Origin of the sequence: Bradyrhizobium sp. BRP22 (assembly GCF_020194175.1) — a bacterium.
In the GTDB taxonomy this organism is placed as follows: domain Bacteria; phylum Pseudomonadota; class Alphaproteobacteria; order Rhizobiales; family Xanthobacteraceae; genus Bradyrhizobium.
Genome location: NZ_JADYVX010000026.1, coordinates 13,160 through 34,674, shown reverse-complemented (window position 1 = coordinate 34,674; position 21,515 = coordinate 13,160). Strand labels below are relative to the sequence as shown.

The window sequence follows — 21,515 nt, the reverse complement described above, 5'->3', positions numbered from 1 at the left end:
CCTACCCCGAACAATCATCCACGCGCGCCTTCGCGTTCGCCACGCAAACGTCGTTCTGCGCTAGAACCCGACCTCGCGAGGGCCATGCATCATGGATGTCAATCGCCGTCATCTCATCGCCGTTTCCACAGCGGGCGCCGCCGGCGCGCTGGCGCTGTCGGCGGATGCCGCGCGGGCGGCGCCGCTCGCCTCTGCGCTTGGCCGCGACGCCACGCAATATGGCGTCCGCCCCGGCAGTCCTGACGACCAGACCAAAGCCCTGCAGCGTGCGATCGATGAGGCTGCACGCGCGCAAGTGCCGCTGGCGCTGCCGCCCGGAGTCTACCGCACCGGCCTGCTCCGTCTGCAGCGCGGTTCGCAACTCGTCGGCGTGCGCGGCGCGACCAGGCTTGTCTTCAATGGCGGGCCGTCGATGTTTCTTGGTGAAGGCGCCGACAGCATCGGCCTTTCCGGCCTCACGCTGGACGGCGGCAATGTGCCGCTGCCGACGCGACGCGGCCTCGTGCACTGCCTCACCGGGCGCGACATCCGCATCACTGCTTGCGAGATCAAAGGCAGCGGCGGCAACGGCATCTGGTTCGAGCAGGTCTCGGGCGACGTCAGCGGCAACATCTTCACTGACATTGCGACCACCGCCATCGTGTCGTTCGACGCGCTGGGCCTGATGGTCGCGCGCAACACGGTCTCGGGCACCAACGACAATGGCATCGAGATCCTGCGCACGGCGATCGGTGACGACGGCACGATCGTTGCCGACAATCGCATCGAGGACATCAAGGCCGGGCCCGGCGGCTCCGGCCAGTATGGCAACGCCATCAACGCCTTTCGCGCCGGCAACGTGATTGTGCGCGGCAACCGCATCCGTAATTGCGATTATTCGGCCGTGCGCGGCAATTCGGCGTCGAACATCCACATATCAGACAACAGCGTCAGCGACGTCCGCGAGGTCGCGCTCTATTCGGAATTCTCCTTCGAGGGCGCCGTCATCGCCAATAACACGGTCGACGGTGCCGCCGTCGGCGTCTCCGTCTGCAATTTCAACGAGGGGGGCCGCATCGCGGTGGTCCAGGGCAACATCATCCGCAATTTGATCCCGAAACGGCCGATCGGAACGGCGCCGGACGATGATGCCGGCATCGGCATCTATGTCGAGGCGGACACGTCCGTCACCGGCAATGTGATCGAGAACGCGCCCTCCTTCGGCATCGTCGCCGGCTGGGGCAAATATCTGCGCGACGTCGCCATATCGGGCAATGTGATCCGCAAGGCCTTTGTCGGCATCGGCGTGTCGGTGGTGCCGGGCGCCGGGATCGCGCTGGTCAACAACAACATGATCTCGGAGGCGCCGCGTGGCGCCGTGGTCGGGCTCGACCACGCGCGGGCGGTCACCGCGGATCTGTCGGTTGCCGGCGCCCAGCAATACGCGCAGGTCGTGCTCGGCGGCAACGCGGTCCGGAGATAACGTCCAGCCAGCTCTGGCTAGAGCGTTTTCGAGCAAAGTGGATACCGGTTCGCGTGAAGAAAACGCGTCAAAACAAGAATCTAGAGCTTCGGTTCTGATTCAATCAGAACCGAAAATGCTCTAGAACGCGTTGCGCAGCAGCGGGTAGCGCGCCTGTATGGCGGCAAGGTCGAGCAGCGGCAGCGGCGTCTCTTCCGGCGCCGGCGCTTCCTCCTCCACGGCCTGCTCGAGCGCGACGATCTCGATTGGCGGCGCCGGCGGCGCCACCGGCACCGGCGGTTCGACCGGTCGCGGCTGCAGCCGCACCGGAGCCGGCAGCGGCGTCACACGGCCGCGGCCAAGCCAGGAGATGTCGATCGGCGAATTGTCCAGCGAGGCCTCCCGCCGCAACAGGTCGCGCCAGGTCTCGACCGCCTGCTTGGCTTCCTGGACGTTTTCGAGGAAGGACACATCGCTGTGATAGCGGCGCCAGCGCCCGGATTCGAACAGTTCGGTGAGGTGTTCCAGCCGTGCTTCCGCCAGCGCGCACCAACGCGCCACGATCTCGCGGCCTCTGGCCGCGTCAGTTCGATTTGCCATTAAGACAGCCCGTAAAGAGAGAAACGGACGCAGGACGCAACCGAACCGAATCAAAATGCGATGGGGATATTCTGTGGAAAAGGTTAAAAAAGTCTAACACCTTTTCGTAAACGACTCGGGGCACTCAGAGAAGTCCGCGCAAATACTGGAGTTTATTGGGTCCGCCGCTATTAAGGCGTCGAGGCGACGCTGGCATGACGTGCGCGTGACCAGGACGCGCGCTGGTCAAAAAATGAAGACCCGTCCGGGGGGACAACCGGACGGGTCAAGCCATATGGGCGCTTGGGGTGGATGGGCGCTCGCGCCTGATATAGCTGCTGGGGAGGAATGGATCGCTCCCACACATATTGGTCGCGACACCCTGCCTGACGTTCAAAATCGCCGTTCGATTTTTTTAACCTTGGCCAGCCCCGGTCTGCGGCGCGAACGCGCAAAAAAACTCACTGCGCGGCGGGGCTTTTCGCGTCATTTGCGGCCGATTTGTCCGCGGCCATGGACGGCACCGGCTGTTCCATCGCCCGGCTCACAGAAGTGTTATCCCGCGCGGGCGCAGCCGGCGTGTCTTTGCTGGAGGCGAGCGGAACCGCCGGCGGCGCAGCTGCGGACACCGCCGCGAAGGCATCGGCGCTCCCCGCGCCGAACAGATCGTCGCGCCCGGGGTCGCCGAGATCGCGTGCCGTGCCGGTCAGGATCGAGCGCACCTCGTTCGGCTTCAGCGACGGATTACGCTCCAGCACCAGGGCCGCAATGCCGCTGACGAAGGCGGCGGAAAACGACGTACCGGAAACGATCTGGTATTTGCCGTCCGGGGCCGGCAGGAAGATATCGGCGCCCGGCGCGGCGAGCGCGATGTGGTTGCCCCGGTTCGAGGCGGAAAACAGTTTCTCCTGCGCATCGGTGCCGCTGACCGCAATCACGTTCGGGTTCGCTGCCGGATAGAGCGGCGCGGATTTGGCTCCGGCATTTCCGGCGGCGCCAACCAGCACGATCCCGCGCGCCGCACTCGCGGCAACAGCCCGTTCAATCAGGGGATCCTTGGGCCCAGCAAAGCTCATATTGATGATCTGGGCGCCGTGAAGCGCCGCATAGTCCAATCCCTTCAGGATCACATAGGACGAACTCTGCGCCCCGTTTGCGGTCGCGCCGAATGCGCGGATCGCGAGAAGGCGCACCTCAGGCGCGCTGCCCATCAATCTGGCATGAGCGGCGATGGCGCCGGCAATGCCGGTGCCGTGCGCATGCGGCCCTTCCTTGCTGCCGATCGCATCGAACGTGTCGGCAATCGTATTTGCCAGTTCTGGATGGCTGGCATCGATGCCGGAATCAATCACCGCGATGGTTACGTTCATGCCGCGGACGAGCGTATGCGCCTGCGGCAGGCGAAGCTGCGCCAGCGCGTATTGCGCCGGATCGCCCTCGGTCGGCGCCGTCTTCTGGTCCTGCAGCAGATAGCGGAAGTTGAGCTGCACCGAGCGCACGCTGGCATCGCCGGCGAGCGCGCGGCGCACCACGTCCACCGGGCGGCGATCGGTGATGCGGAACAGGCCAATCGTGGATCCGAGCAGCGGGACGTTCTGCATCTCCACCCGCACAAGGCGGTGGCGCCGCGCCAATTGTTCGATCTGTGCGTCGGTCAGCGCACCATCGATTTCGGCGACGAGTTCGTTGGGCACCGCGCGCAGATCAGCCACTGTCTGCGGCGCGTTGTTGCGCGGTCCGCCGTTCGCTTTCTTGCCGGCCGCGTTGCCGACATTTCCGCCATTCGCGGACGAGACGGGACGATCGAGGCAGTCGCCGTCGCTGCCGCGATAGGCAGGGTCACAGGCACGATGGATGTTGGGCGAATAGCGCGCAGAGGGCAGCGTCGACTGCACCCCAATGCGGGGCATCACATGGGGAGTGACGCTGATCCGCGAAGGGGTCCGCGCCACCGCCGCTCCGCCGATATTGGTATTGACCCGCGGCCCGACATTGGTGCTGACGCTCGGCACGCGAGGGGCGACGCGGATTTCCGGCGCGCGCATGATGCTCTGCGACGCGGCCGGCCCCGAAAGGCTGATGATCGGTAGCAGCGCGCCAATCAGCGCGACCGCCGTCTTGCTCCGCCATTTCGAGCGTCCACAGGCCAATGGCATCTCGCGCTAGCGCGTCGTGGGAAAATCTATGGCCGGCTTGCGCCTTACGGCGTCTCCACCGCGAGGCTGACGATCTTTTCCTTCTGCAGCCGGCCGAGCAGCGCGGCGACGTCGTCCTTGTTCATCGCGCTGTTGCCGAACTGGATGCGGAACATGCCTTCGCGGGCGCTACCGATGATCGAAGCCTGGTAATTGTCGAGCAACGCCGTGATGTCGGAGATACGGGCATCCGGAGCAAAACGCACCAGCGCGCGCGGTGCGCTCGCCGCACCGAGATTGCGGGTGATCGGCGCCGACCGCAGTTCCGGTGCAGCCGACCGCTGTTCAAGCGTCAGGGACGCGGTCTGGAATGAACTGCCCTGGCTCTTCATCATCAGCACCGCGCCGATCACGCCGGCCTGCAGCAGCAGCAAGATCGCGCCTGCTGCCGCCGACCACGCCAACGTCCGCGGCGACAGGCTGGCGAAGAACTGCGAGATTCGCGTCGAAAGGCTCACCGACCGCGACGGTGTGCGCACGGGCTCCTGATCGATGTCGGCGAACAGCTTCTGCATCGCCCGCATGGACGGCGCGCCCAGGCTCTCGTTGAGGTGGATGGTCTCGGCATATTCCTCGCGGATCACGGCGTATTGCCTGGCGAGTTCCGCATCGCTGGCCAGCGCCTCCTCGACACGCCGCGTATCGCGCGCGTTCAACGTGCCGGCGGCATGCCAGGGCAGCAGCAGTTCGATGTCGCTGGGCTCTTCCAGCATTTTTCTTCTCGCTGCCATCATGGCCAACCTCGCTCTATGCCGGCTGCCTTGAGCAGTTCGGCCAATTTCTTGCGCGCATAAAACAGGCGCGTCTTCACGGTGTTCTCGGGAATACCGACGATCTCGGCGACTTCCTCCACGGACTTCTCGTGGTAGTAGACGAGATCGACAATTTCCCGGTGCTCCAGCGAAAGTGCCGTCAGACACTTGCGCAACGCTTCACCCGTATCCTTCTTCTGCACCGCCACTTCCGGATCATCGGACGCATCCTCGATTGCGTTCGCGGCGTCCTCGTCCAGCTCAGCGTCCTTCCTGCGCCGCAGCGCAGACAGGGCCTTGAACCGGGTGATCGCCAACAACCAGGTAGAAACGGCGGACCGACCTTCGAACTTACCGGCCTGGCGCCACACATCGAGAAACACCTCGCTGATGAGGTCTTCCGCGACCTGTTCGTCCCGCACAAGCCGAAGTCCGAAACGGTACACCCTCACGTGGTGGCGCCCGTACAGCACCTGCATGGCGAGCCGGTCGCCTTGGGCGATCCGGGCGATCAGAACCTCGTCTGAAGCCGCCTGTGTCGCGCTCAATGGCCGTCTCGCAAGATTGGTCTGAAGGGAGTGGGGGCTGGTTCGATGGCGAGAGCAGAATTCTTCACATTACCGCAATGTGCAGAATGCATGTGTGGGCTATCCCACAGACTGCCAATTTCGAATGAATTTTGCACTCCCGCCCCCAGTATCGGTATCATAGTAGGGATAACCTCCCTGGGACCATGCCGATCGGTCGCAACCTTAGCAAGAGTCCGCCCAAAAGGTAGTCCTCCGCCGACTCCCAAGCGTCGTATCTGGCGCTCGCTCGCCGCGGCAGCCCCCCGTCGTCGGGGCAAGCCGGATTTTCACCTGCGAAAACAAGGGAGATGGCGGGATTCCACGAGCCGGATTCGCGTCGAAAGATACCAAACCTAAAGGCTTTCCCGCATAGATTTTGGGAGTTTTCCGTCAATGGCGAGCGCATGGGCACCGCGGCGTCCTCATTTCTGAACCCGGTTGCCAGCGGATTGGATGGCCGCGGCTCCCGATTGGCCGCCACGAAGCTGTTGCGCCGCGCCAGACGGCGGCGCCAAATCCAGGCAATGATCGGCGCCTGCTACGTGGTCGACGCCCTCGTGCTCATGGTCTATGCGGGCGCCGGCACGGTCCCGGCGGCGTTGGCCATGGCCTACGCACTTTGCGGGCTGAGCCTGTGCGCGCTTTACGTGCTGCTTTCCGAGTTCGGTTTCCACGAGCGCTTCAGGGATCACTATCTGGTGGCGCCGCAGTCGGCCCTGCACATGGTGAACCAACTCGCATTCACCTACATCGCGCCGCAAGTCGGAGTGCTGTTCCTGTGCAATCTGTTCGTGGTGTTCGGCTTCGGCGCGCTCAGGACCTCGGCGCGCCAGACTGGCCTGATCTGGACGGTGATGGTGCTCGGCCTCGCCGCACTATTCCTTTTGACCGACAAACCGATCTCGATGCCACACAGCAGCCTGCTGGAGCGGCTCGCCACGATGCTGGTCTTTGCGCTCACCATCGGGCGCTGCATGTTCTTGGGCATCTTCTCCAGTTCGATGCAGCAATCGCTGTACCAGAACGGGCAGAAGCTGAAGGAAGCCTACAAGCGCATCGAGGAACTCGCCGAGCTTGATGAGCTGACCGGCGCATTCAACCGGCGCAGCATCATGCGGATGCTGGACGAGGAGATCGTCCGCTCCGAGCGCACCGGCGCGCCCTGTTCGGTCGCGCTGATCGATCTCGACTGGTTCAAGCGCGTCAACGACGTCTATGGCCACCCGACCGGTGACGAAGTGCTCAGGACCTTCGCCATCTCGATGTTCGCCAACATACGCAGCATCGACCGTTTCGGCCGCTACGGCGGCGAAGAGTTCCTGCTGATATTGCCCGAGCTGAACGAAGATGGCGCCACGCGCGCGCTCGACCGGCTCAGGGCCATCATCGCCGAGCTCGACTGGGGCGCATTTTCGCTGGGCATGAAGGTGACGATTTCCGCCGGCATCGCCACGCTGCGGCCGAACGAGGGCCCGGACATGCTTCTCGCGCGCGCCGACCGCGCGCTTTACGCAGCCAAGGCACGGGGACGCAATTGCATCGCCAGTGCATGATCAAACGAATTCGCCTGGACCGTCGGAGAATCCGGCACGGTCGCATCGCCAATACTCCAGGACAGAGTCACAGTCATGAGTTCGAAACCCGCAATCGGCCCCGAAAACCTGCTTGACGAGCTGCAGACGGCGCTCGCCCATGGAACGGTAGCGCGAAGGGTTGAGACCCTGCGCCGCGTGACCGATCTCTTCGTCAACGGCGCGGTGGACTATTCGGACCAGCAGATCGCGCTGTTCGACGATGTGTTCCAGTGCCTGCTGCTTCATATCGAGACCTCGGCAAAGGCGCTATTGTCCAATCGGCTGGCGCCGATCGACACCGCCCCGCCATTGACCGTGCGGACGCTTGCCTTCGACGACATGATCGAGGTCGCCGGCCCCGTGCTGACGCAATCAAACCGGCTCGACGATGACACCCTGATCGAGACCGCGCGCAACAAAAGCCAGGCGCATCTGATGGCGATCTCGGCGCGCAAGACGCTGAGCGGCGCGGTCACCGACGTGCTGGTGCTGCGCGGCAACGACGAAGTGATCCAGAGCACCGTCAATAATCCCGGCGCCGAGTTCACCGAGCGCGGTTTCACCCGCCTGATCAGCCGCGCCGAAGGCGATGACGACCTTGCGACCTGCGTCGGGCTGCGCCCGAGTATGCCGCGGCATCTCTATCTGAAGCTGCTGGCGAAGGCATCGGACACGGTGCGGCACCGGCTCGAAGCTGCCAACCCGCAACAGGCCAAGGAGGTGCCGAGTGCGGTGCGCGAGGCAGCGCGGCGCGCGCGCTCCTCGCCTTCGGCGGTCACGCGCGACACGGCGATCGCCCATGCGCTGGTGAAGTCGCTGTACGAGGATGGCCGCCTCGACGAATTCCAGGTGGCAGCGTTTGCCGAAGCCGGCAAGTTCGACGAGACCAATGCCTCGATCGCCGCTCTTGCCAACGTCACGTTGGCAGTCGCCGAGAACATGATGATCGAGACCCGCGCCGAGGGCGTGATGATCCTGGCCAAGGTCGCAGGCTTCTCTTGGTCGACCGTGCGCTCGATCATCAACCTGCGCGATGAATTGTCAGGCGGCGACCCGACCGACCTCCTGGCCTGCATGGAAACCTACGAAGGGCTGCGCCCATCGACCGCGCAACAGGTCTTGCGCTTCCACCGCATGCAGCAAACCGCACCCGCTGCTTAGCTCCCCCCACTCGTCATTGCGAGGAGCGAAAGCGACGAAGCAATCCATGTCTCCACTACCGGCGCTATGGATTGCTTCGCTGCGTTGGCAATGACGACGTGGAGCCACCGCGATCAATATCGCAGCACCTTCGACCCGATCAGCGCACCGATTGCCGCCACCACGATGGTTCCGAGCGTGTACCAGGTCGCCACGAACAGCGGTGAATCGTCGGTGCAATGCGACGCGTAGAGCGTTGCGGCAAGCCCCGCCGCCACCAGCCCGGCGATCGCGCCGGCGACTGCCGGGCGCGCCGGCGCGCCATGGCGCAGACCGAGCAACGCGCCCGCAAGCATTGGCAGCGACATCAAGGGAATCGAGATCAGACATGCCCGCGAATTGTTGCCCACCAGCCGCGTCATCATCGGCGCGCGCTGCGGCATCATCATCTCGCCGCTGATACCCGCAACGAGGAGCCCGGCCGGAACAAGCAGCCACAAGCCAAAGCCTCGCAGCGAAGCCTCGGGCCGCGACAGATGCAGGCTGACGGCGATTGCGGAAGCGGCAAGCGCAATCGTCACGGCGAACTTCAGGTCGAAGAACGGGTTGCGCATCGCGGTCATCACATCAGGCCTGACGCCGAGTTCGGTAAAGAACATCAGCAAGGAAACCGGTGCGGCGGCGAGCAATGCCAGCATCAAGGCAAAACCCACCGGCCGCTCACGCTGGGTGTTGTCGGCGGCAAGCGTGCGAATGAGCTGATCGGTGTCCATGCTCAGCTCTCCCGCAGTTTCGCCGTGAGGTTGGCGAGCCCGCGGTGCAACGCCACCCGCACGGCGCCCTCGCTCATCGAGAATTTTGCCGCCGTGTCCTTGATCGAGGCGTTGTCGACCGCGATCGACTGCAACACCTCGCGCTGCCGTGCCGGCAGTGTGTTCAGATGCGTGGCGATTTCGCTCGCGGAGGCCGTCTCCTCCTGCGCCTCGCCAGGCAGGGTCTCGGCAAAATCGTCGATGTTGACGAACACCCGTTTGCCCCGGCGCCGCAGCGCGTCGATCAGCTTGTTGCGCGCGATTGCGAACAGCCAGGGTGCAAACGGGGCATTTGCATCCCAGGTGTGTCGCTTCGAATGCACCGCCAACAGAATGTCTTGCACGATATCCTCGGACTGATCGATCGGCTGCCCGGCACGCGCCAAACCGCGGCGCGCGGTCGCCCGCAGGACCGGCGTAATCGCCTTGAGCAGGCGATGATATGCCGTGCTATCGCCTGAAATGGCCGACCGCATTAGGCCGGTCCATTCGTCCTCACGCTCGCGCACGCGCGCTCCCACAACGCAATTCGGTCCATCCTTCAATTTGTTACGCCACGAGCCGATTGATCACGAAGTCGTGAACCAACAAGCCGGCGACAGGATCTCAAATGCGGACCGAGCGAACTCGGTCGAAATCCGGAGCGCTCTTAACATCGATTGCCTGTGCCCGCACTGGCGGGGCGGACGCGCGGAATTTTGCGTAAGGGAAAAATCGGCGACTCGCCCGAAAGCGGCCTCTTTCGCGCAATAGTGCTGCCCTGTTTTGGTCCGGCAAAACCCGAAGATTCCCTTTTTTTGCCCCGCTGTGGACACGGCTCGGGGTCTCATTTCGCGCCCGGGGGCGGGCAAATGGGGAGATTGTCAGATGATCACCAAAGCCAGCGGGCTTCTGGCGGTGCTTGTGGCCGCGGGCCTGTTTGCATGCGTCGCCGCGCCGTCGCCGGTCGAGGCGGCAGGTTCGGGCAGCACGACTGCATCGGATTCGGATACCGCAGCAAGTGTTAAGAAACAGAGTACGCGTCACGGAAAGCGGGACAAGTCGGCCAAGACTGAATCCAAGACTGAATCCAAGTCTGCTGAATCCAAATCCTCCGAGTCCAAGTCCTCCGACACCAAGAAGCCGGATAGCGCCGAGGTCGCCGACGCCGCAGCCGCGCCGACCTTGCCGGCATCGGTCGCCAACGCCAAGGCCGAGCTGACCCCCAACGTTCCTGCCGAGAATGCGGGTGCGATGTCGGCGAGGGCCAACATGCTGCTCGCCGCGTCCGACAAGCCCGACGAGGCGAAGGCGCCCGGCGATGCCGACGTCGTCGCCTCCGACCAGCTCAACGAAGTCGATCGCGCGCTGCAGGAGAGCCAGCCGCAGAACCAGCCCGTCGCGCAGCCGCAGCCTGCCCCCGCGGTCGCGATGACGACCGCCCAGGCGTCGCCGGCCCCCGTCGCCAGTGACGACAACTCGACGTGGGACCGGACCTCCCTGATCGGGAAGATCTTCATCGCCGCGGGTGCGCTGCTGACCATGGCGTCAGCTGCCCGCATGTTCATGGCCTAGCGTCCCTTTTACCCGGACGCGCGGCGCAAATAGCGCCACACCCCGCGTCCGGGAGCCCACTTGAAGCCCATCCCGCCAGCGGGCACATTGCCGGCAGATCAGAGAAACGGGGTGGATCATGTCGACGTTTGAACACATCATTGTCGAGAACAAGGGCGCGGTCGGCATCATCAAGCTGAACCGTCCGAAAATGCTCAATGCGCTCTCCTTTGGCGTCTTCCGCGAGATCGCGGCCGCAGTCGACGACCTCGAGGCTGACGACGCGATCGGATGCATTGTCCTCACCGGCAGCGAGAAGGCCTTTGCCGCCGGTGCCGACATCAAGGAGATGCAGCCGAAAGGCTTCATCGACATGTTCACCAGCGACTTCGCCGCGATCGGCGGCGACCGCGTCGCCAGATGCCGCAAGCCGACGATTGCAGCGGTGGCGGGATATGCGCTTGGCGGCGGCTGCGAGCTCGCCATGATGTGCGACATCATCATCGCTGCCGACACCGCGAAGTTCGGTCAGCCCGAGATCACGCTCGGCACGATCCCCGGAATCGGCGGCACGCAGCGGCTGACGCGCGCGATCGGCAAGTCGAAGGCGATGGATCTCTGCCTCACCGGACGGATGATGGATGCGGCCGAGGCCGAACGCTCAGGCCTCGTCAGCCGCATCGTACCCGCCGACAGACTGATGGAAGAAACGCTCTCGGCCGCTGAAAAGATCGCATCGATGTCACGCCCGGCGGCCGCGATGGCCAAGGAGGCCGTCAACCGCGCCTTCGAGACCACGCTGGCGGAAGGCCTCAGCGTCGAGCGCAACCTGTTCCACTCGACCTTCTCGCTCGAAGACCGTTCCGAAGGCATGGCCGCCTTCATCGAGAAGCGACAGCCTGTGAACAAGAACAGGTAAGTTCCCTGTCATGCGGGCGCGCGACGCAGTCGCGCCTGCAATCCGTTCGTCCAGTTGCAAGCGCCGGCCTGACCCACGACCGTCACCACGAGCGCTCGTGATTTGCGGAACTGTGGACGCTTGCTCTGGCGACGACAACCTGTGGGTACAGTCCGATCTTTGGACGGGACGACGTGGGCCATCGTTGCGAGCGCAGCCATTCAAAGGCTATGGATTCGACGCGACCGGTGTTTGGCTGTGACGAACGGGCAACAGACAAGGACTGATTTGATGTGCAGATGTCGCGCGACTGTTTGTCAGTGGCAACACCATCCCCTAAACAGTAGATGTGACCAAGTCGGCGGGGGCAGGCAGTCGGGGCGGTTTGCGGGTTATTATGGTCGGACGTGCCGCTACAATTAGCGAGGTAAGAAGGCGTTTGCTTCAGACAGGCATTTGCCTTGGCGTTATGCTTTGTGTCGATTTCACTGCTTCGGCGGTCCGTGCGGAAGGTCTCGCCGAGGCGCTGGCCAAAGCCTACCAGACCAATCCGGCGCTGAATGCCGAGCGGGCGCGCCAGCGGGCGACCGACGAGAACGTGCCGCAGGCGCTGGCCGGCTATCGTCCGCAGATCGCCGCAGGTCTCTCCGCCGGTCTGCAGGCGGTGCGCGACCTGTTGCCGAACAACGTCGTTCAGACCGCAAACCTGAAGCCGTGGCAGATCGGTCTGACGGTGACGCAGACGCTGTTCAACGGTTTCAAGACCGCCAACAGCGTGCGGGTGGCGGAACTGCAAGTACAATCCGGCCGCGAAGCGCTGCGCAATGTCGGCCAGGGCGTGCTGCTGGACGCGGTTACCGCCTATACCAACGTGCTCGCCAACCAGTCGCTGGTCGAGGCGCAGCGCGCCAACGTCGCGTTCCTGCGCGAAACGCAAGGCATCACGCAAAAGCGCCTCAATGCCGGCGATGTCACGCCGACCGACACCGCGCAGGCTGAAGCGCGACTGAACCGCGGGCTCGCCGATCTCAATGCCGCCGAGATCAACCTTGCGATCAGCCAGGCGACTTACGCGCAGATTATCGGCAATGCGCCCGGGCAATTGCGGCCGGCCGAAACCATCGACCGACTGCTACCGCGCAGCCGCGAAGACGCAATCGGGCTCGCCTATCGCGAACATCCCGCGGTGATGGCGGCAAGCTATGACGTCGACGTTGCCTCGACCACGATCCGCGTCGCCGAGAGCAGCCTGATGCCGAACGTCACGGTGCAAGGCAGCATAAGCCGCAGCCGCGACTCCGACCCGACGCTCGGCACATTCGGAACCGACCAGGCTTCCATCATCGGCCAGTTGAATCAGCCGATCTATGATGGCGGCATGGCCGCGTCCCAGACCCGCCAGGCCAAGGAAGTGGCGGCGCAGAGCCGGCTGGTGCTCGACCAGGTTCGTAACCAGGCACGCACCGCCGCGGTCAGCGCCTGGGTCGCCAACGAAGGCGCCAAGACCGCGGTGGCCGCTTCGGAGTCCGAAGTCCGCGCCGCGAACGTTGCGCTGCAGGGTGTGCAGCGGGAAGCGACCGGCGGCCAGCGCACCACCGTCGACGTGCTCAATGCACAACAGGATTTGATCCTGGCCAGGGCTCGGCTGATCGGCGCGCTGCGCGACCGCGTGATCGCCTCCTACAGCCTGCTCAGCGCCATCGGCCGGCTCGACGTCAAGAACCTCAATCTCAATACGCCGGATTACCTGCCGGAAGTGCATTACCACCAGGTGCGCGACGCCTGGCACGGCCTGCGCACACCGTCCGGACAGTGATCCGACAATAGGCACCGCCGCCTTCTCGCCTACATTCGCCCTGTAACCTCGCTCGACCAGCGGCTGACAACGCTGGGGCGCAGCAAGCGCCAAATCAAACGAGGAAACGCAGGGAGAACACCAATGCTGACGCGACGCAGTATGATGCTTGCCTCCATCGCGGCTGGAGTGACCATGAACAACAGAAAGCTGTACGCCAAGGCAGCGCAGCCATCGACGCCGGTGAATTTCGACGTGCCGGCCGGCGCCTGCGACTGCCACACCCACATCCATGGCGACCCGCAGAAATTCCCGTTCTTCACCGGCCGCGTCTACACGCCGGAGCCGGCTTCGCCGGAGGAGATGAGCGCGCTGCACAAGGCGCTGGGGATCGAGCGCGTGGTGATCGTGACGCCGAGCGTCTACGGCACCGACAATTCCGCAACCCGCTTCGGCATGATGGCGCGCGGCGGCACGGCGCGCGGGGTGGCTGTCATCGACGACAAGACACCGGAAAGCGATCTCGATGCGATGCAGAAGGATGGCTTTCGCGGCATCCGCATCAATCTCGCAACCGGCGGCGTCAACGATCCCAATGTCGGCCGTGCCCGCCTGACCGCGGGCATCGACCGCGTCAAGGCGCGCGGCTGGCATGTGCAGGTGTACACGAACCTGCCGATCATCCCCGCGGTCAAGGACCTCGTCGCCGCCTCGCCCGTGCCTGTCGTGTTCGATCATTTCGGCGGCGCGCAGGCTGCGCTTGGCGTGGAGCAACCTGGGTTTGCCGACCTGGTCGAACTGGTGAAGTCCGGCAAGGCCTATGTGAAGATCTCCGGCGCCTACCGCGCCTCCAAGCTCGCGCCCGACTATCAGGACGCGATCCCACTCGCCAAGGCCCTGATCGCGGCGAATCCCGACCGCATCGTCTGGGGCACCGACTGGCCGCATCCCGATACGGTGGTCCCGCCCGGAAAGCAGGTCACGGACGTCGTTCCCCTGTACCAGATCGACGACGGGCGGCTCCTCAATCAGCTTGCGGTGTGGGCGCCGGACGCGGCAACCCGCAAGAAGATCCTGGTCGACAACCCCGCTCGGCTCTACGGCTTCACCTCCTAGAGTCGCGCCGCGAGAAGTAGGAAATCAGGACCGGCAGCGTCACCAGGATGACGAGCGGCGCCAGCATCATGCCGGTCACGACCACGACGGCGAGCGGCTTCTGCACCTGGGAGCCGATCCCTTCCGACAGCGCCGCCGGCAACAGCCCGACGCCGGCGACGACGCAGGTCATCAGCACGGGGCGCAGTTGCAATTCACCGGTGCGGACCACGGCCCGCACCCGGTCGTAACCTTCATCAATGAGCTGGTTGAACTGCGACAGGATGATGATGCCGTCCATCACCGCGATGCCGAACAGCGCGATGAAGCCGATCGCAGCCGAGACGCTGAAAGGAATGCCGGAGACGAGCAGCCCGAGCACGCCGCCGAAGATCGCCATCGGGATCACGCTCATGGCGAGCAGTGTGTCGACCATCGAGCCGAAATTGAAGAACAAGAGCACGGCGATCAAGCCGAGACTGATCGGCACCACGATCGACAGGCGCTTGATCGCATCCTGCAGATTGCCGAACTCGCCGACCCACTCGACATGCGATCCCGGCGGCAGCTTGACCTGATCGGCGACCTTCTGCTGTGCCTCCCTAATCGCGCTGCCGAGATCGCGCTCGCGCACCGAGAACTTGATCGGCAGATAGCGTTCCTGCTGCTCGCGGTAGATATAGGCCGCACCGGAGATCAGCTTGATCGAGGCGACCTCACTGAGCGGAATCTGCGTGATCCCGCCATTCGGGCCGGCGACGCCGATGCGCAGGTTCTGGATCGCCTCGGCGCTCTTGCGGTACTCCGGCGCGAGCCGCACGATGATCGGGAAATGCCGGTCGCTGCCGGGCTCATAGAGGTCGCCGGCGCTGTCGCCGCCGACCGCGACCTTGATCGTGGCATTGATGTCGCCCGGCGACAGGCCATAGCGCGCGGCGCGGGCGCGATCGATGTCGATCTGGATGGTTGGCTGGCCGAGCGAGGTAAACACCGCAAGGTCGGTCACGCCCTGCACCGTCGCGAGTACCGACTTGATCTGGTTGGCGGTATCGGTCAGCGCCTGCAGGTCATTGCCGTAAAGCTTGATCGAGTTCTCGCCCTTCACGCCCGAGACGGCTTCGGAGACGTTGTCCTGCAGATATTGCGAGAAGTTGAACTCGACGCCGGGAAACTTGTCCTGCAACTGCGCCAACAGTTGCGCAGTGAGTTCGTCCTTGTCCCGCGTGCCGGGCCATTCGCTCACCGGCTTCAGCGGCGCGAAGAATTCCGCATTGAAGAGGCCGGCGGCGTCGGTGCCGTCATCTGGACGGCCATGCTGCGACACCACCGATTCAACCTCGGGACGCGCGCGGATCATCCGACGCATCTCGTTCACATAGGTATTGCCCTCCTGCAGCGAGATCGTCGGCGGCAGCGTGGCGCGGATCCACAGATTACCCTCTTCCAATTTCGGCAGGAATTCGAGCCCGAGGAAGCGTGCGAAGGAGACGGTGAGGATCACGAGGCCGATCGCGCCGATGAGGACCAATCCGCGGTTAGCAATCGCCCAGTTCAGCACGGGCAGATAGACGCGATTGAGCTGCTTGACGATCCAGGTCTCGGTTTCCTCGATATGCGCCGGCAGGACGATCGCGCTCAGCGCCGGCGTCACCGTGAAGGTCGCGATCAGGCCGCCGGCGAGCGCATAGGCATAGGTCCGCGCCATCGGACCGAAGATATTGCCCTCGACGCCGCTCAGCGTGAACAGCGGCAGGAAGGCGGCAACGATGATGGTGGCGGCAAAGAAGATCGAGCGCGAGACGTCGGCAGACGCCGACAGGATCGCGTGGCTCTTGATGCCCATGATGGTCTCGGCGGAGATATGGCTCTGCTCGGCTTCCGACAGCGCCGTGGTCTGCGACAGACGGCGGAAGATCGCCTCCACCATGATGACGGTGCCGTCCACGATCAGCCCGAAATCGATGGCGCCGACCGACAAAAGGTTGGCGGATTCACCGCGCAGCACCAGGATGATCACCGCGAAAAACAGCGCGAACGGAATCGTGGAGCCGACGATCAGCGCGCTGCGGAGGTCGCCGAGGAACATCCATTGCAGCAGCACGATCAGGACGATGCCGACCACCATGTTGTGCAGCACGGTGTGTGTGGTGACATCGATCAGGTCCTTGCGATCGTAGATGCGCTCGATCCGGACCCCCGGCGGCAGGATCGAGGAATGGTTGATGGATTTGACCAGTTGCTCGACGCGGGCGATGGTCGGCGAACTCTGCTCGCCGCGGCGCATCAGCACGATGCCCTGGACGATGTCATCGTCATTGTCGAGGCCGGCAATGCCGAGCCGCGGCTTCTCGCCGACGGTGACGGTCGCGATATCCCTGACCAGCACCGGGTTGCCGCCGGACTGCGACACCATGGTGTTGTTGAGATCGTCGACCGATCGGATCAGACCGACGCCGCGCACCACCGCGGACTGGCTGCCGATATCGACGGTGTTGCCGCCGACATTGATGTTGGCGTTGCCGACCGCCTGCAACACCTGCGGCAGGGTCAGGCCGTTGGCGACGAGCTTGTTGAAATCGACCTGCACCTCGTAGGTCTTGGTCTTGCCGCCCCAGCCGGTGACGTCGATCACGCCAGGCACGGCGCGGAAGCGGCGTTGCAGCACCCAGTCCTGCAATGTCTTCAGATCGAGGACGCTGTAGTTGGGCGGACCGACCAGCCGGTAACGAAAGATCTCGCCGATCGGGCTGAGCGGCGAGATGGTCGGCTGCACACTGCCCGGCAAGGGCGGCAGTTGTGCGAGACGGTTCAGGACCTGCTGCTGCGCCTCGTCATAGGTGTAGTCGAAGGAGAACTGCAGCTTGACGTCGGAGAGGCCGTACAGCGAGATGGTGCGGATCGTGCGCAGGTTCTTCAGCCCGGCGACCTGGGTCTCGATCGGGATCGTGATGTAGCGCTCGATCTCCTCCGCCGACAGGCCCGGGCTTTGCGTCACGACGTCGACCATCGGCGGGGTCGGATCGGGATAGGCCTCGATATTGAGGTGCTGGAAAGCGATCAGGCCACCGATCAGGACGGCGGCGAAGATGCCGACCATCAGATAGCGGCGGCTGACTGCGAGAGCGACAAGGCGATCCATTCAGATCGGAGCTTTCAAAATCCGGGGAAGGTCAGCTGCCGGAGGCGGCGCGGTCGATGAACAGGCTGCCTCTGGTAACGATCTGCTCGCCTGGTCGCAGATTGCCGACGATCTCGACGAGATCGCCATTGGTGATCCCAGGCTTGACCTGGCGCAGCTCGATCGACTTGTCCTGATGGGCGACCCAGACCCGGACCTGATCGCCCTCATAGATCAGCGCCTGCCTGGGCACCCCGACCGCGGGATGGTCGCCCGGCGAATAGAGCGTGACATTGGCGAACATCTCCGGCTTCAGCGCGCCGTCCGGATTGTCGATGGTGGCGCGGACCAGAAGGCGGCGCGTCACCGGATCGATCGCGGCGGCGACATAGTTGATGCGCGCGGTCAGCGAGCGGCCCGGCAGCGCCATCACGCTGAAGGTGACATCCTGCCCGACCGCGACCTTGGCGGCGTCGCTCTCGCGGACGAAGGCCAGCAGCCAGACGGTCGAGAGATCGCCGATGACATAGACGGGATCGCTGGCGCCGGAGGAGACATATTGCCCGGGGCCGGCCTTGCGCTGCACCACCGTGCCGCCGATCGGCGCGAAGATCGTGATCTCCGGATTGATGCCGCCCTTCTGGCGCAGCTTGTCGATGTCCTCGTCGCCAAAGCCCAGGATGCGCAGCTTGTTGCGTGCGGCCTCCATCGTCGTTTGCGCCGAGCGCAGATCGTTCTGCGCCTGGATCAGCGTGGCCTGGCTCTGCTGATAATCCTTCAGCGGCACGGCCTTGCCTTCGAACAAGTCCTTGGCGCGGGTGTCCTGGATCTGCGCCAGATCGAGCGCCGACTTCGCCTTGTTCACGCTGGTCATCGCCGAGATGTAGTCGTTCTGCGCCTGCACGGTGTCGGCGGCCTCGATCACGAACAGCGGCTGGCCCTTGACGACGGTGTCGCCGGGCCGCGCCAGCAGCCGGGTGATGCGGCCGGTGTAGGGCGAGAACACCGGCGTCGAACGGTCCTCATCGATGCCGATCTTGCCCTCGGTCACGTATTCGGCACGGAAGTCACGCTGGGAGACCGGCTGCAGGCTGAGGCTTGCCCATTCGGCGGGGGTCGGCGTGTAGCGTTGCAGGCCTTTGCGGGATTGACTGGAGATCTCCGAGTGGTCGCCCTTTGCCCCCTTTGTATACAGGGATCCATAAGCCACGCCGCCGGCGATCATCAGCACGGCCACGACCACCGCCAGATGTCGGCGGCTAAGGGTCTGCAATCGCTTGGTAATATCTTTGACCATGGGCCGTGGCTGATGTCGGGAGTTCCGCTGCGCTAATAGTGCCCAATTACCGGCCGAGACAACAAAAAAAGCGACAATTGGACGCAGGTTTCCGGTTAATCTTTGGACAGTGAGGCATGAACACCGGGTGAATGCCAAGCCCCGGGCAATTCCGGTGGTGACGGCCGGCGAGGCCAAGCGCGGGCCGCGACAGGCCCGCCACGCGCTCGCAGACCTAGCCTGACGATCCCTCCTCCCGCTTCGGCGATGCCGACCGCCTGCCTTTTCGGCATGGTTGAACCGGTCGCGCTTCGGCGTTCCCTCAACCTTTGACGCAAGAGCAGTGCGCGAACCCGGAAGGAGTTGCAATGGCCATCGATCCCCTGACCGCCGCCGCCGTGGTGTTGGCGACGGCCGCAACCGATGCGGTCTACGTCATGTTCACATCCGCCGTGGTGGCGCGCAAACGCGTGCCGGCGGCGACCTGGAGCAGCGTCTGGTACGTGCTCTCGTCCTACGCGGTGATCAGCTACACCGAAAACTCCATCTACGTGGCGTTCGCCGCAATCGGCTCTTGGCTCGGCGCCTACGCGACGATGACATTCTTGCATCGGCCTCCCGGCGGGCCACCGGTCGGGGCTGCGGTGGAGTAGATTTGCGATGGCGCGTAGGATGGGCAAAGGCGCGCTTCGCGCCGTGCCCACAGTCCGGCGCTGCGCTCGCTACGATTCTCCCAACGCCCGCACGGTGTCGTCCCCGCGAAGGTTGGGACCCATAACCACAGGGAGGCGTTGTGGCGTGAGCAAGCGGTGACAGCGGAGCACGCCACAAACGGCATGTGTTAGGGGTTCCGGCTCCCGGCTACGCCCGAGGGCTTCGCCGCGGCGCCGCAAGGCCGGGACGACGGGGGAGAGATACTGATTCAAATGTCAAACAGCTTCTCCGCAGTCATCGTCCGGCTTGACCGGACGATCCAGTATTCCAGAGGCGGTCGTGCTTATGCCGAGAGGCCGCGGGATACTGGATGCCCGCCTTCGCGGGCATGACGGTAGAGTGAGGATGCAGGTTCGCGTTCTCGCGGCGCATTGCGTCCGAGGTTTGCATCTCGTATCACCCTCGCATTGAAGTGAGGGCGCAGGGAAAGCCGGGTGCCGGTCGCACCCGTGGGCCCCGTGCAACAAAAAGCACGGGGGTAGGACCACAGGTCAACCGGAGCAACACCGGCTTTTCCTGCGCGATGGTTTACGGCTTACTTCGTGCTCTTCTCGGTGACCGGGCTTTCTTGCCACCGTCATCTCTCGCGCGAACCTCTTCGCGCAAAAAAACTTAGCGCCAGCGTCGGGGCGCCAGAACCACACGACTTCGCCGTCCGCAACGCGCGTGCTCGTCAGTCACACGCATCACGTCCACCGCATCTCACCGCACGTTCGTGACGATCGCGATCCGCCCCTCATCTGCCGTGAGACGCGCGGAGTTAAATCACTGATTTGCCCGACGACGGAAGCGGAATGTTTTTTGTGGCAAGGCTGGACGGGGCAAATCATGTTGGAATTGCTCGCTTAATTCGTCCCGCTGCGCATGCGCTGTCAGCCCCTCATGGTGAGGAGCGCCGAAGGCGCGTCTCCGGACGATGCTTCGCATCGCCTTGAGAACCATGAGGCCCCAGCCTCGCCCGCGGCCCATCCTTCGAGACGCCGCTTCGCGGCTCCTCAGGAGGAGGGGGTTATTCGGGGCGATGCGAAGCATCGAGCCGAGCCCGGAATGACGCAGAGTGAAGAACCGCGGCCCATCCCGCAAGACGCCGCTTGCGCGGGTCCTCGGGATGAGGGTGAGTTCGTGGCATCACGACTTCCAATGACGACCTCTAATGCGCCATCAATAACGGCAGCTCTGCGTGCTCCATGATGTAGCTGGTGGCGCCGCCGAAAATCATTTGTCGCAGCCTGGCCCTCGTGAAGGCGCCCTTGACCAACAAATCGCAGCCTTCCGCCTTTGCCGCGGCGAGGACAGCTTCACCGGTGCTGCGACCGTCCAGCCCAATGCTCATGGGTTCGGCGGCAATGCCGTGATACCGCAATTGCTTGCGCACCTGATCGGCTGATGGACCCGGCACGCCCTGTCCACCGGTGACCGTCAATACCGTCACGCGTTCGGCGAGGCGCAGCAATGGCATTGCCAAAGCGTTGGCGCGGGCCTGCTCGGTGCTGCCATTCCAATGGATCATGATGTTGGTCGCGACCTGTTTCGGAGCTGACGGCGGCGACAGCAGAACGGGCCGGCCGCTCTCGAACAGTCCCGACTCGATCGCTCGCTTATAGAGCGGGTCTGTACCAGCGGACGGCCTGCTCATGACGATCACATCGAACGTGCGGCCATGGCTGCCGACGAGGCCCTCGCCCGGCGGCACCTCGGCAAACCAGCTAAACCAAGGTTGGTGCTCGGTCGTTTTCACAGCGGCAACGCCGTGCTCCTGCATGAAGGTCTCGAAAAGCTTGCGCTCTCCCGCCGCCTCCGCTTCGCGGCGTGCCCGATAGGCCTCCATGGAATAGCTGCTGCCCAGCCCCGCCACGACAAACTCAGGCGCGCCAAACCACAGTGGGACACCCTCGATGTAGGCGCCGGTGCGCTGGGCGAGCAGCACCGCCGTTTCAAGCGTGGATGTCATGGCCGGGGTATTTTGGGTTGGCACCAAAATCGTCTTCATCGCCGGCTCCCGCTCGTCGCAAATGAACGATAGT

17 protein-coding genes are annotated in these 21,515 nt (G+C 64.1%); 8 read left to right on the top strand and 9 right to left on the bottom strand.

The annotated features are described in order from the left end of the window. Positions 1-91 precede the first annotated feature (91 nt). Positions 92-1,462, top strand: a complete 1,371-nt coding sequence (locus tag I6F35_RS27015; protein WP_225120703.1) for a TIGR03808 family TAT-translocated repetitive protein — start codon at positions 92-94, stop codon at positions 1,460-1,462. A gap of 120 nt (positions 1,463-1,582) precedes the next feature. Here the strand turns inward: I6F35_RS27015 and I6F35_RS27010 are convergent, their stop codons facing one another. The 4 genes from I6F35_RS27010 to I6F35_RS26995 all read right to left on the bottom strand — a co-directional run bounded on the left by I6F35_RS27010 (position 1,583) and on the right by I6F35_RS26995 (position 5,515). After that, positions 1,583-2,041: a TIGR03809 family protein gene (locus tag I6F35_RS27010; protein ID WP_225120702.1), complete on the bottom strand. Its 459-nt coding sequence runs from the start codon at positions 2,039-2,041 to the stop codon at positions 1,583-1,585. 440 nt (positions 2,042-2,481) lie between these two features. Next, positions 2,482-4,065, bottom strand: coding sequence for a S8 family serine peptidase (locus I6F35_RS27005; RefSeq protein ID WP_225120781.1), 1,584 nt, complete (start codon positions 4,063-4,065; stop codon positions 2,482-2,484). Between the two features lie 155 nt (positions 4,066-4,220). Beyond that, positions 4,221-4,949: a hypothetical protein gene (locus I6F35_RS27000; RefSeq protein WP_225120701.1), complete on the bottom strand. Its 729-nt coding sequence runs from the start codon at positions 4,947-4,949 to the stop codon at positions 4,221-4,223. Then, positions 4,946-5,515 carry a sigma-70 family RNA polymerase sigma factor gene (locus tag I6F35_RS26995; RefSeq protein WP_028166186.1) on the bottom strand — a complete coding sequence of 190 codons (570 nt, stop codon included), beginning with the start codon at positions 5,513-5,515 and terminating at the stop codon, positions 4,946-4,948. The genes I6F35_RS27000 and I6F35_RS26995 overlap by 4 nt, the downstream gene beginning before the upstream one ends. Before the next feature lie 425 nt (positions 5,516-5,940). On the opposite strand from I6F35_RS26995, the gene I6F35_RS26990 reads away from it, so the two are divergent. Together I6F35_RS26990 and I6F35_RS26985 are read left to right on the top strand one after the other, a co-directional pair. After that, positions 5,941-7,089: a GGDEF domain-containing protein gene (locus I6F35_RS26990; protein WP_225120700.1), complete on the top strand. Its 1,149-nt coding sequence runs from the start codon at positions 5,941-5,943 to the stop codon at positions 7,087-7,089. 75 nt (positions 7,090-7,164) lie between these two features. Next, positions 7,165-8,271, top strand: coding sequence for a DUF2336 domain-containing protein (locus tag I6F35_RS26985; RefSeq protein WP_225120699.1), 1,107 nt, complete (start codon positions 7,165-7,167; stop codon positions 8,269-8,271). A gap of 113 nt (positions 8,272-8,384) precedes the next feature. On the opposite strand, the gene I6F35_RS26980 is transcribed toward I6F35_RS26985, so the two are convergent. Both I6F35_RS26980 and I6F35_RS26975 read right to left on the bottom strand, forming a co-directional pair. Then, complete coding sequence (locus tag I6F35_RS26980) at positions 8,385-9,023, bottom strand: DUF1109 domain-containing protein (protein WP_225120698.1); 639 nt, start codon at positions 9,021-9,023, stop codon at positions 8,385-8,387. A gap of 2 nt (positions 9,024-9,025) precedes the next feature. Beyond that, positions 9,026-9,571 (bottom strand): sigma-70 family RNA polymerase sigma factor, encoded by a 546-nt coding sequence (locus tag I6F35_RS26975; protein WP_225120697.1) that lies wholly within the window; start codon positions 9,569-9,571, stop codon positions 9,026-9,028. Positions 9,572-9,929: 358 nt separating this feature from the next. Here I6F35_RS26975 and I6F35_RS26970 point away from each other — a divergent pair, with 358 nt between their 5' ends. The 4 genes from I6F35_RS26970 (at position 9,930) to I6F35_RS26955 (ending at position 14,404) form a co-directional block, all read left to right on the top strand. Then, on the top strand, positions 9,930-10,616 hold the full coding sequence (locus I6F35_RS26970; RefSeq protein ID WP_225120696.1) for a hypothetical protein: 687 nt from the start codon (positions 9,930-9,932) through the stop codon (positions 10,614-10,616). A gap of 118 nt (positions 10,617-10,734) precedes the next feature. Further along, on the top strand, positions 10,735-11,514 hold the full coding sequence (locus I6F35_RS26965; protein ID WP_225120695.1) for an enoyl-CoA hydratase: 780 nt from the start codon (positions 10,735-10,737) through the stop codon (positions 11,512-11,514). A gap of 448 nt (positions 11,515-11,962) precedes the next feature. Beyond that, positions 11,963-13,309, top strand: coding sequence for a TolC family outer membrane protein (locus tag I6F35_RS26960; RefSeq protein ID WP_225120694.1), 1,347 nt, complete (start codon positions 11,963-11,965; stop codon positions 13,307-13,309). A 123-nt stretch (positions 13,310-13,432) separates the two neighbouring features. Beyond that, positions 13,433-14,404 carry an amidohydrolase family protein gene (locus tag I6F35_RS26955; RefSeq protein WP_225120693.1) on the top strand — a complete coding sequence of 324 codons (972 nt, stop codon included), beginning with the start codon at positions 13,433-13,435 and terminating at the stop codon, positions 14,402-14,404. Here I6F35_RS26955 and I6F35_RS26950 read toward each other — a convergent pair. Continuing rightward, on the bottom strand, positions 14,394-17,522 hold the full coding sequence (locus I6F35_RS26950) for a CusA/CzcA family heavy metal efflux RND transporter (protein WP_225120692.1): 3,129 nt from the start codon (positions 17,520-17,522) through the stop codon (positions 14,394-14,396). The two genes, I6F35_RS26955 and I6F35_RS26950, sit on opposite strands and share 11 nt — an antisense overlap. Before the next feature lie 31 nt (positions 17,523-17,553). Further along, the gene (locus I6F35_RS26945) at positions 17,554-18,798 is read right to left on the bottom strand and encodes an efflux RND transporter periplasmic adaptor subunit (RefSeq protein WP_225120691.1); all 1,245 of its coding nucleotides are present in this window, start codon (positions 18,796-18,798) and stop codon (positions 17,554-17,556) included. A 347-nt stretch (positions 18,799-19,145) separates the two neighbouring features. Here I6F35_RS26945 and I6F35_RS26940 point away from each other — a divergent pair, with 347 nt between their 5' ends. Continuing rightward, positions 19,146-19,430 (top strand): hypothetical protein, encoded by a 285-nt coding sequence (locus I6F35_RS26940; RefSeq protein ID WP_225120690.1) that lies wholly within the window; start codon positions 19,146-19,148, stop codon positions 19,428-19,430. A gap of 1,211 nt (positions 19,431-20,641) precedes the next feature. Here the strand turns inward: I6F35_RS26940 and I6F35_RS26935 are convergent. Continuing rightward, entirely contained in the window at positions 20,642-21,481 is an 840-nt protein-coding gene (locus I6F35_RS26935) for a universal stress protein (RefSeq protein WP_225120689.1), read from the bottom strand. Positions 21,482-21,515 lie beyond the last annotated feature (34 nt).

Coding starts and splice junctions, on each gene's coding strand:
- I6F35_RS27015 (WP_225120703.1), top strand. CDS start 92: ATGGATGTCAATCGCCGTCATCTCATCGCCGTTTCCACAGCGGGCGCC.
- I6F35_RS27010 (WP_225120702.1), bottom strand. CDS start 2,041: ATGGCAAATCGAACTGACGCGGCCAGAGGCCGCGAGATCGTGGCGCGT.
- I6F35_RS27005 (WP_225120781.1), bottom strand. CDS start 4,065: ATGCGCGCGCCGGAAATCCGCGTCGCCCCTCGCGTGCCGAGCGTCAGC.
- I6F35_RS27000 (WP_225120701.1), bottom strand. CDS start 4,949: ATGATGGCAGCGAGAAGAAAAATGCTGGAAGAGCCCAGCGACATCGAA.
- I6F35_RS26990 (WP_225120700.1), top strand. CDS start 5,941: ATGGGCACCGCGGCGTCCTCATTTCTGAACCCGGTTGCCAGCGGATTG.
- I6F35_RS26985 (WP_225120699.1), top strand. CDS start 7,165: ATGAGTTCGAAACCCGCAATCGGCCCCGAAAACCTGCTTGACGAGCTG.
- I6F35_RS26980 (WP_225120698.1), bottom strand. CDS start 9,023: ATGGACACCGATCAGCTCATTCGCACGCTTGCCGCCGACAACACCCAG.
- I6F35_RS26970 (WP_225120696.1), top strand. CDS start 9,930: ATGATCACCAAAGCCAGCGGGCTTCTGGCGGTGCTTGTGGCCGCGGGC.
- I6F35_RS26965 (WP_225120695.1), top strand. CDS start 10,735: ATGTCGACGTTTGAACACATCATTGTCGAGAACAAGGGCGCGGTCGGC.
- I6F35_RS26960 (WP_225120694.1), top strand. CDS start 11,963: ATGCTTTGTGTCGATTTCACTGCTTCGGCGGTCCGTGCGGAAGGTCTC.
- I6F35_RS26955 (WP_225120693.1), top strand. CDS start 13,433: ATGCTGACGCGACGCAGTATGATGCTTGCCTCCATCGCGGCTGGAGTG.
- I6F35_RS26950 (WP_225120692.1), bottom strand. CDS start 17,522: ATGGATCGCCTTGTCGCTCTCGCAGTCAGCCGCCGCTATCTGATGGTC.
- I6F35_RS26945 (WP_225120691.1), bottom strand. CDS start 18,798: ATGGTCAAAGATATTACCAAGCGATTGCAGACCCTTAGCCGCCGACAT.
- I6F35_RS26940 (WP_225120690.1), top strand. CDS start 19,146: ATGGCCATCGATCCCCTGACCGCCGCCGCCGTGGTGTTGGCGACGGCC.
- I6F35_RS26935 (WP_225120689.1), bottom strand. CDS start 21,481: ATGAAGACGATTTTGGTGCCAACCCAAAATACCCCGGCCATGACATCC.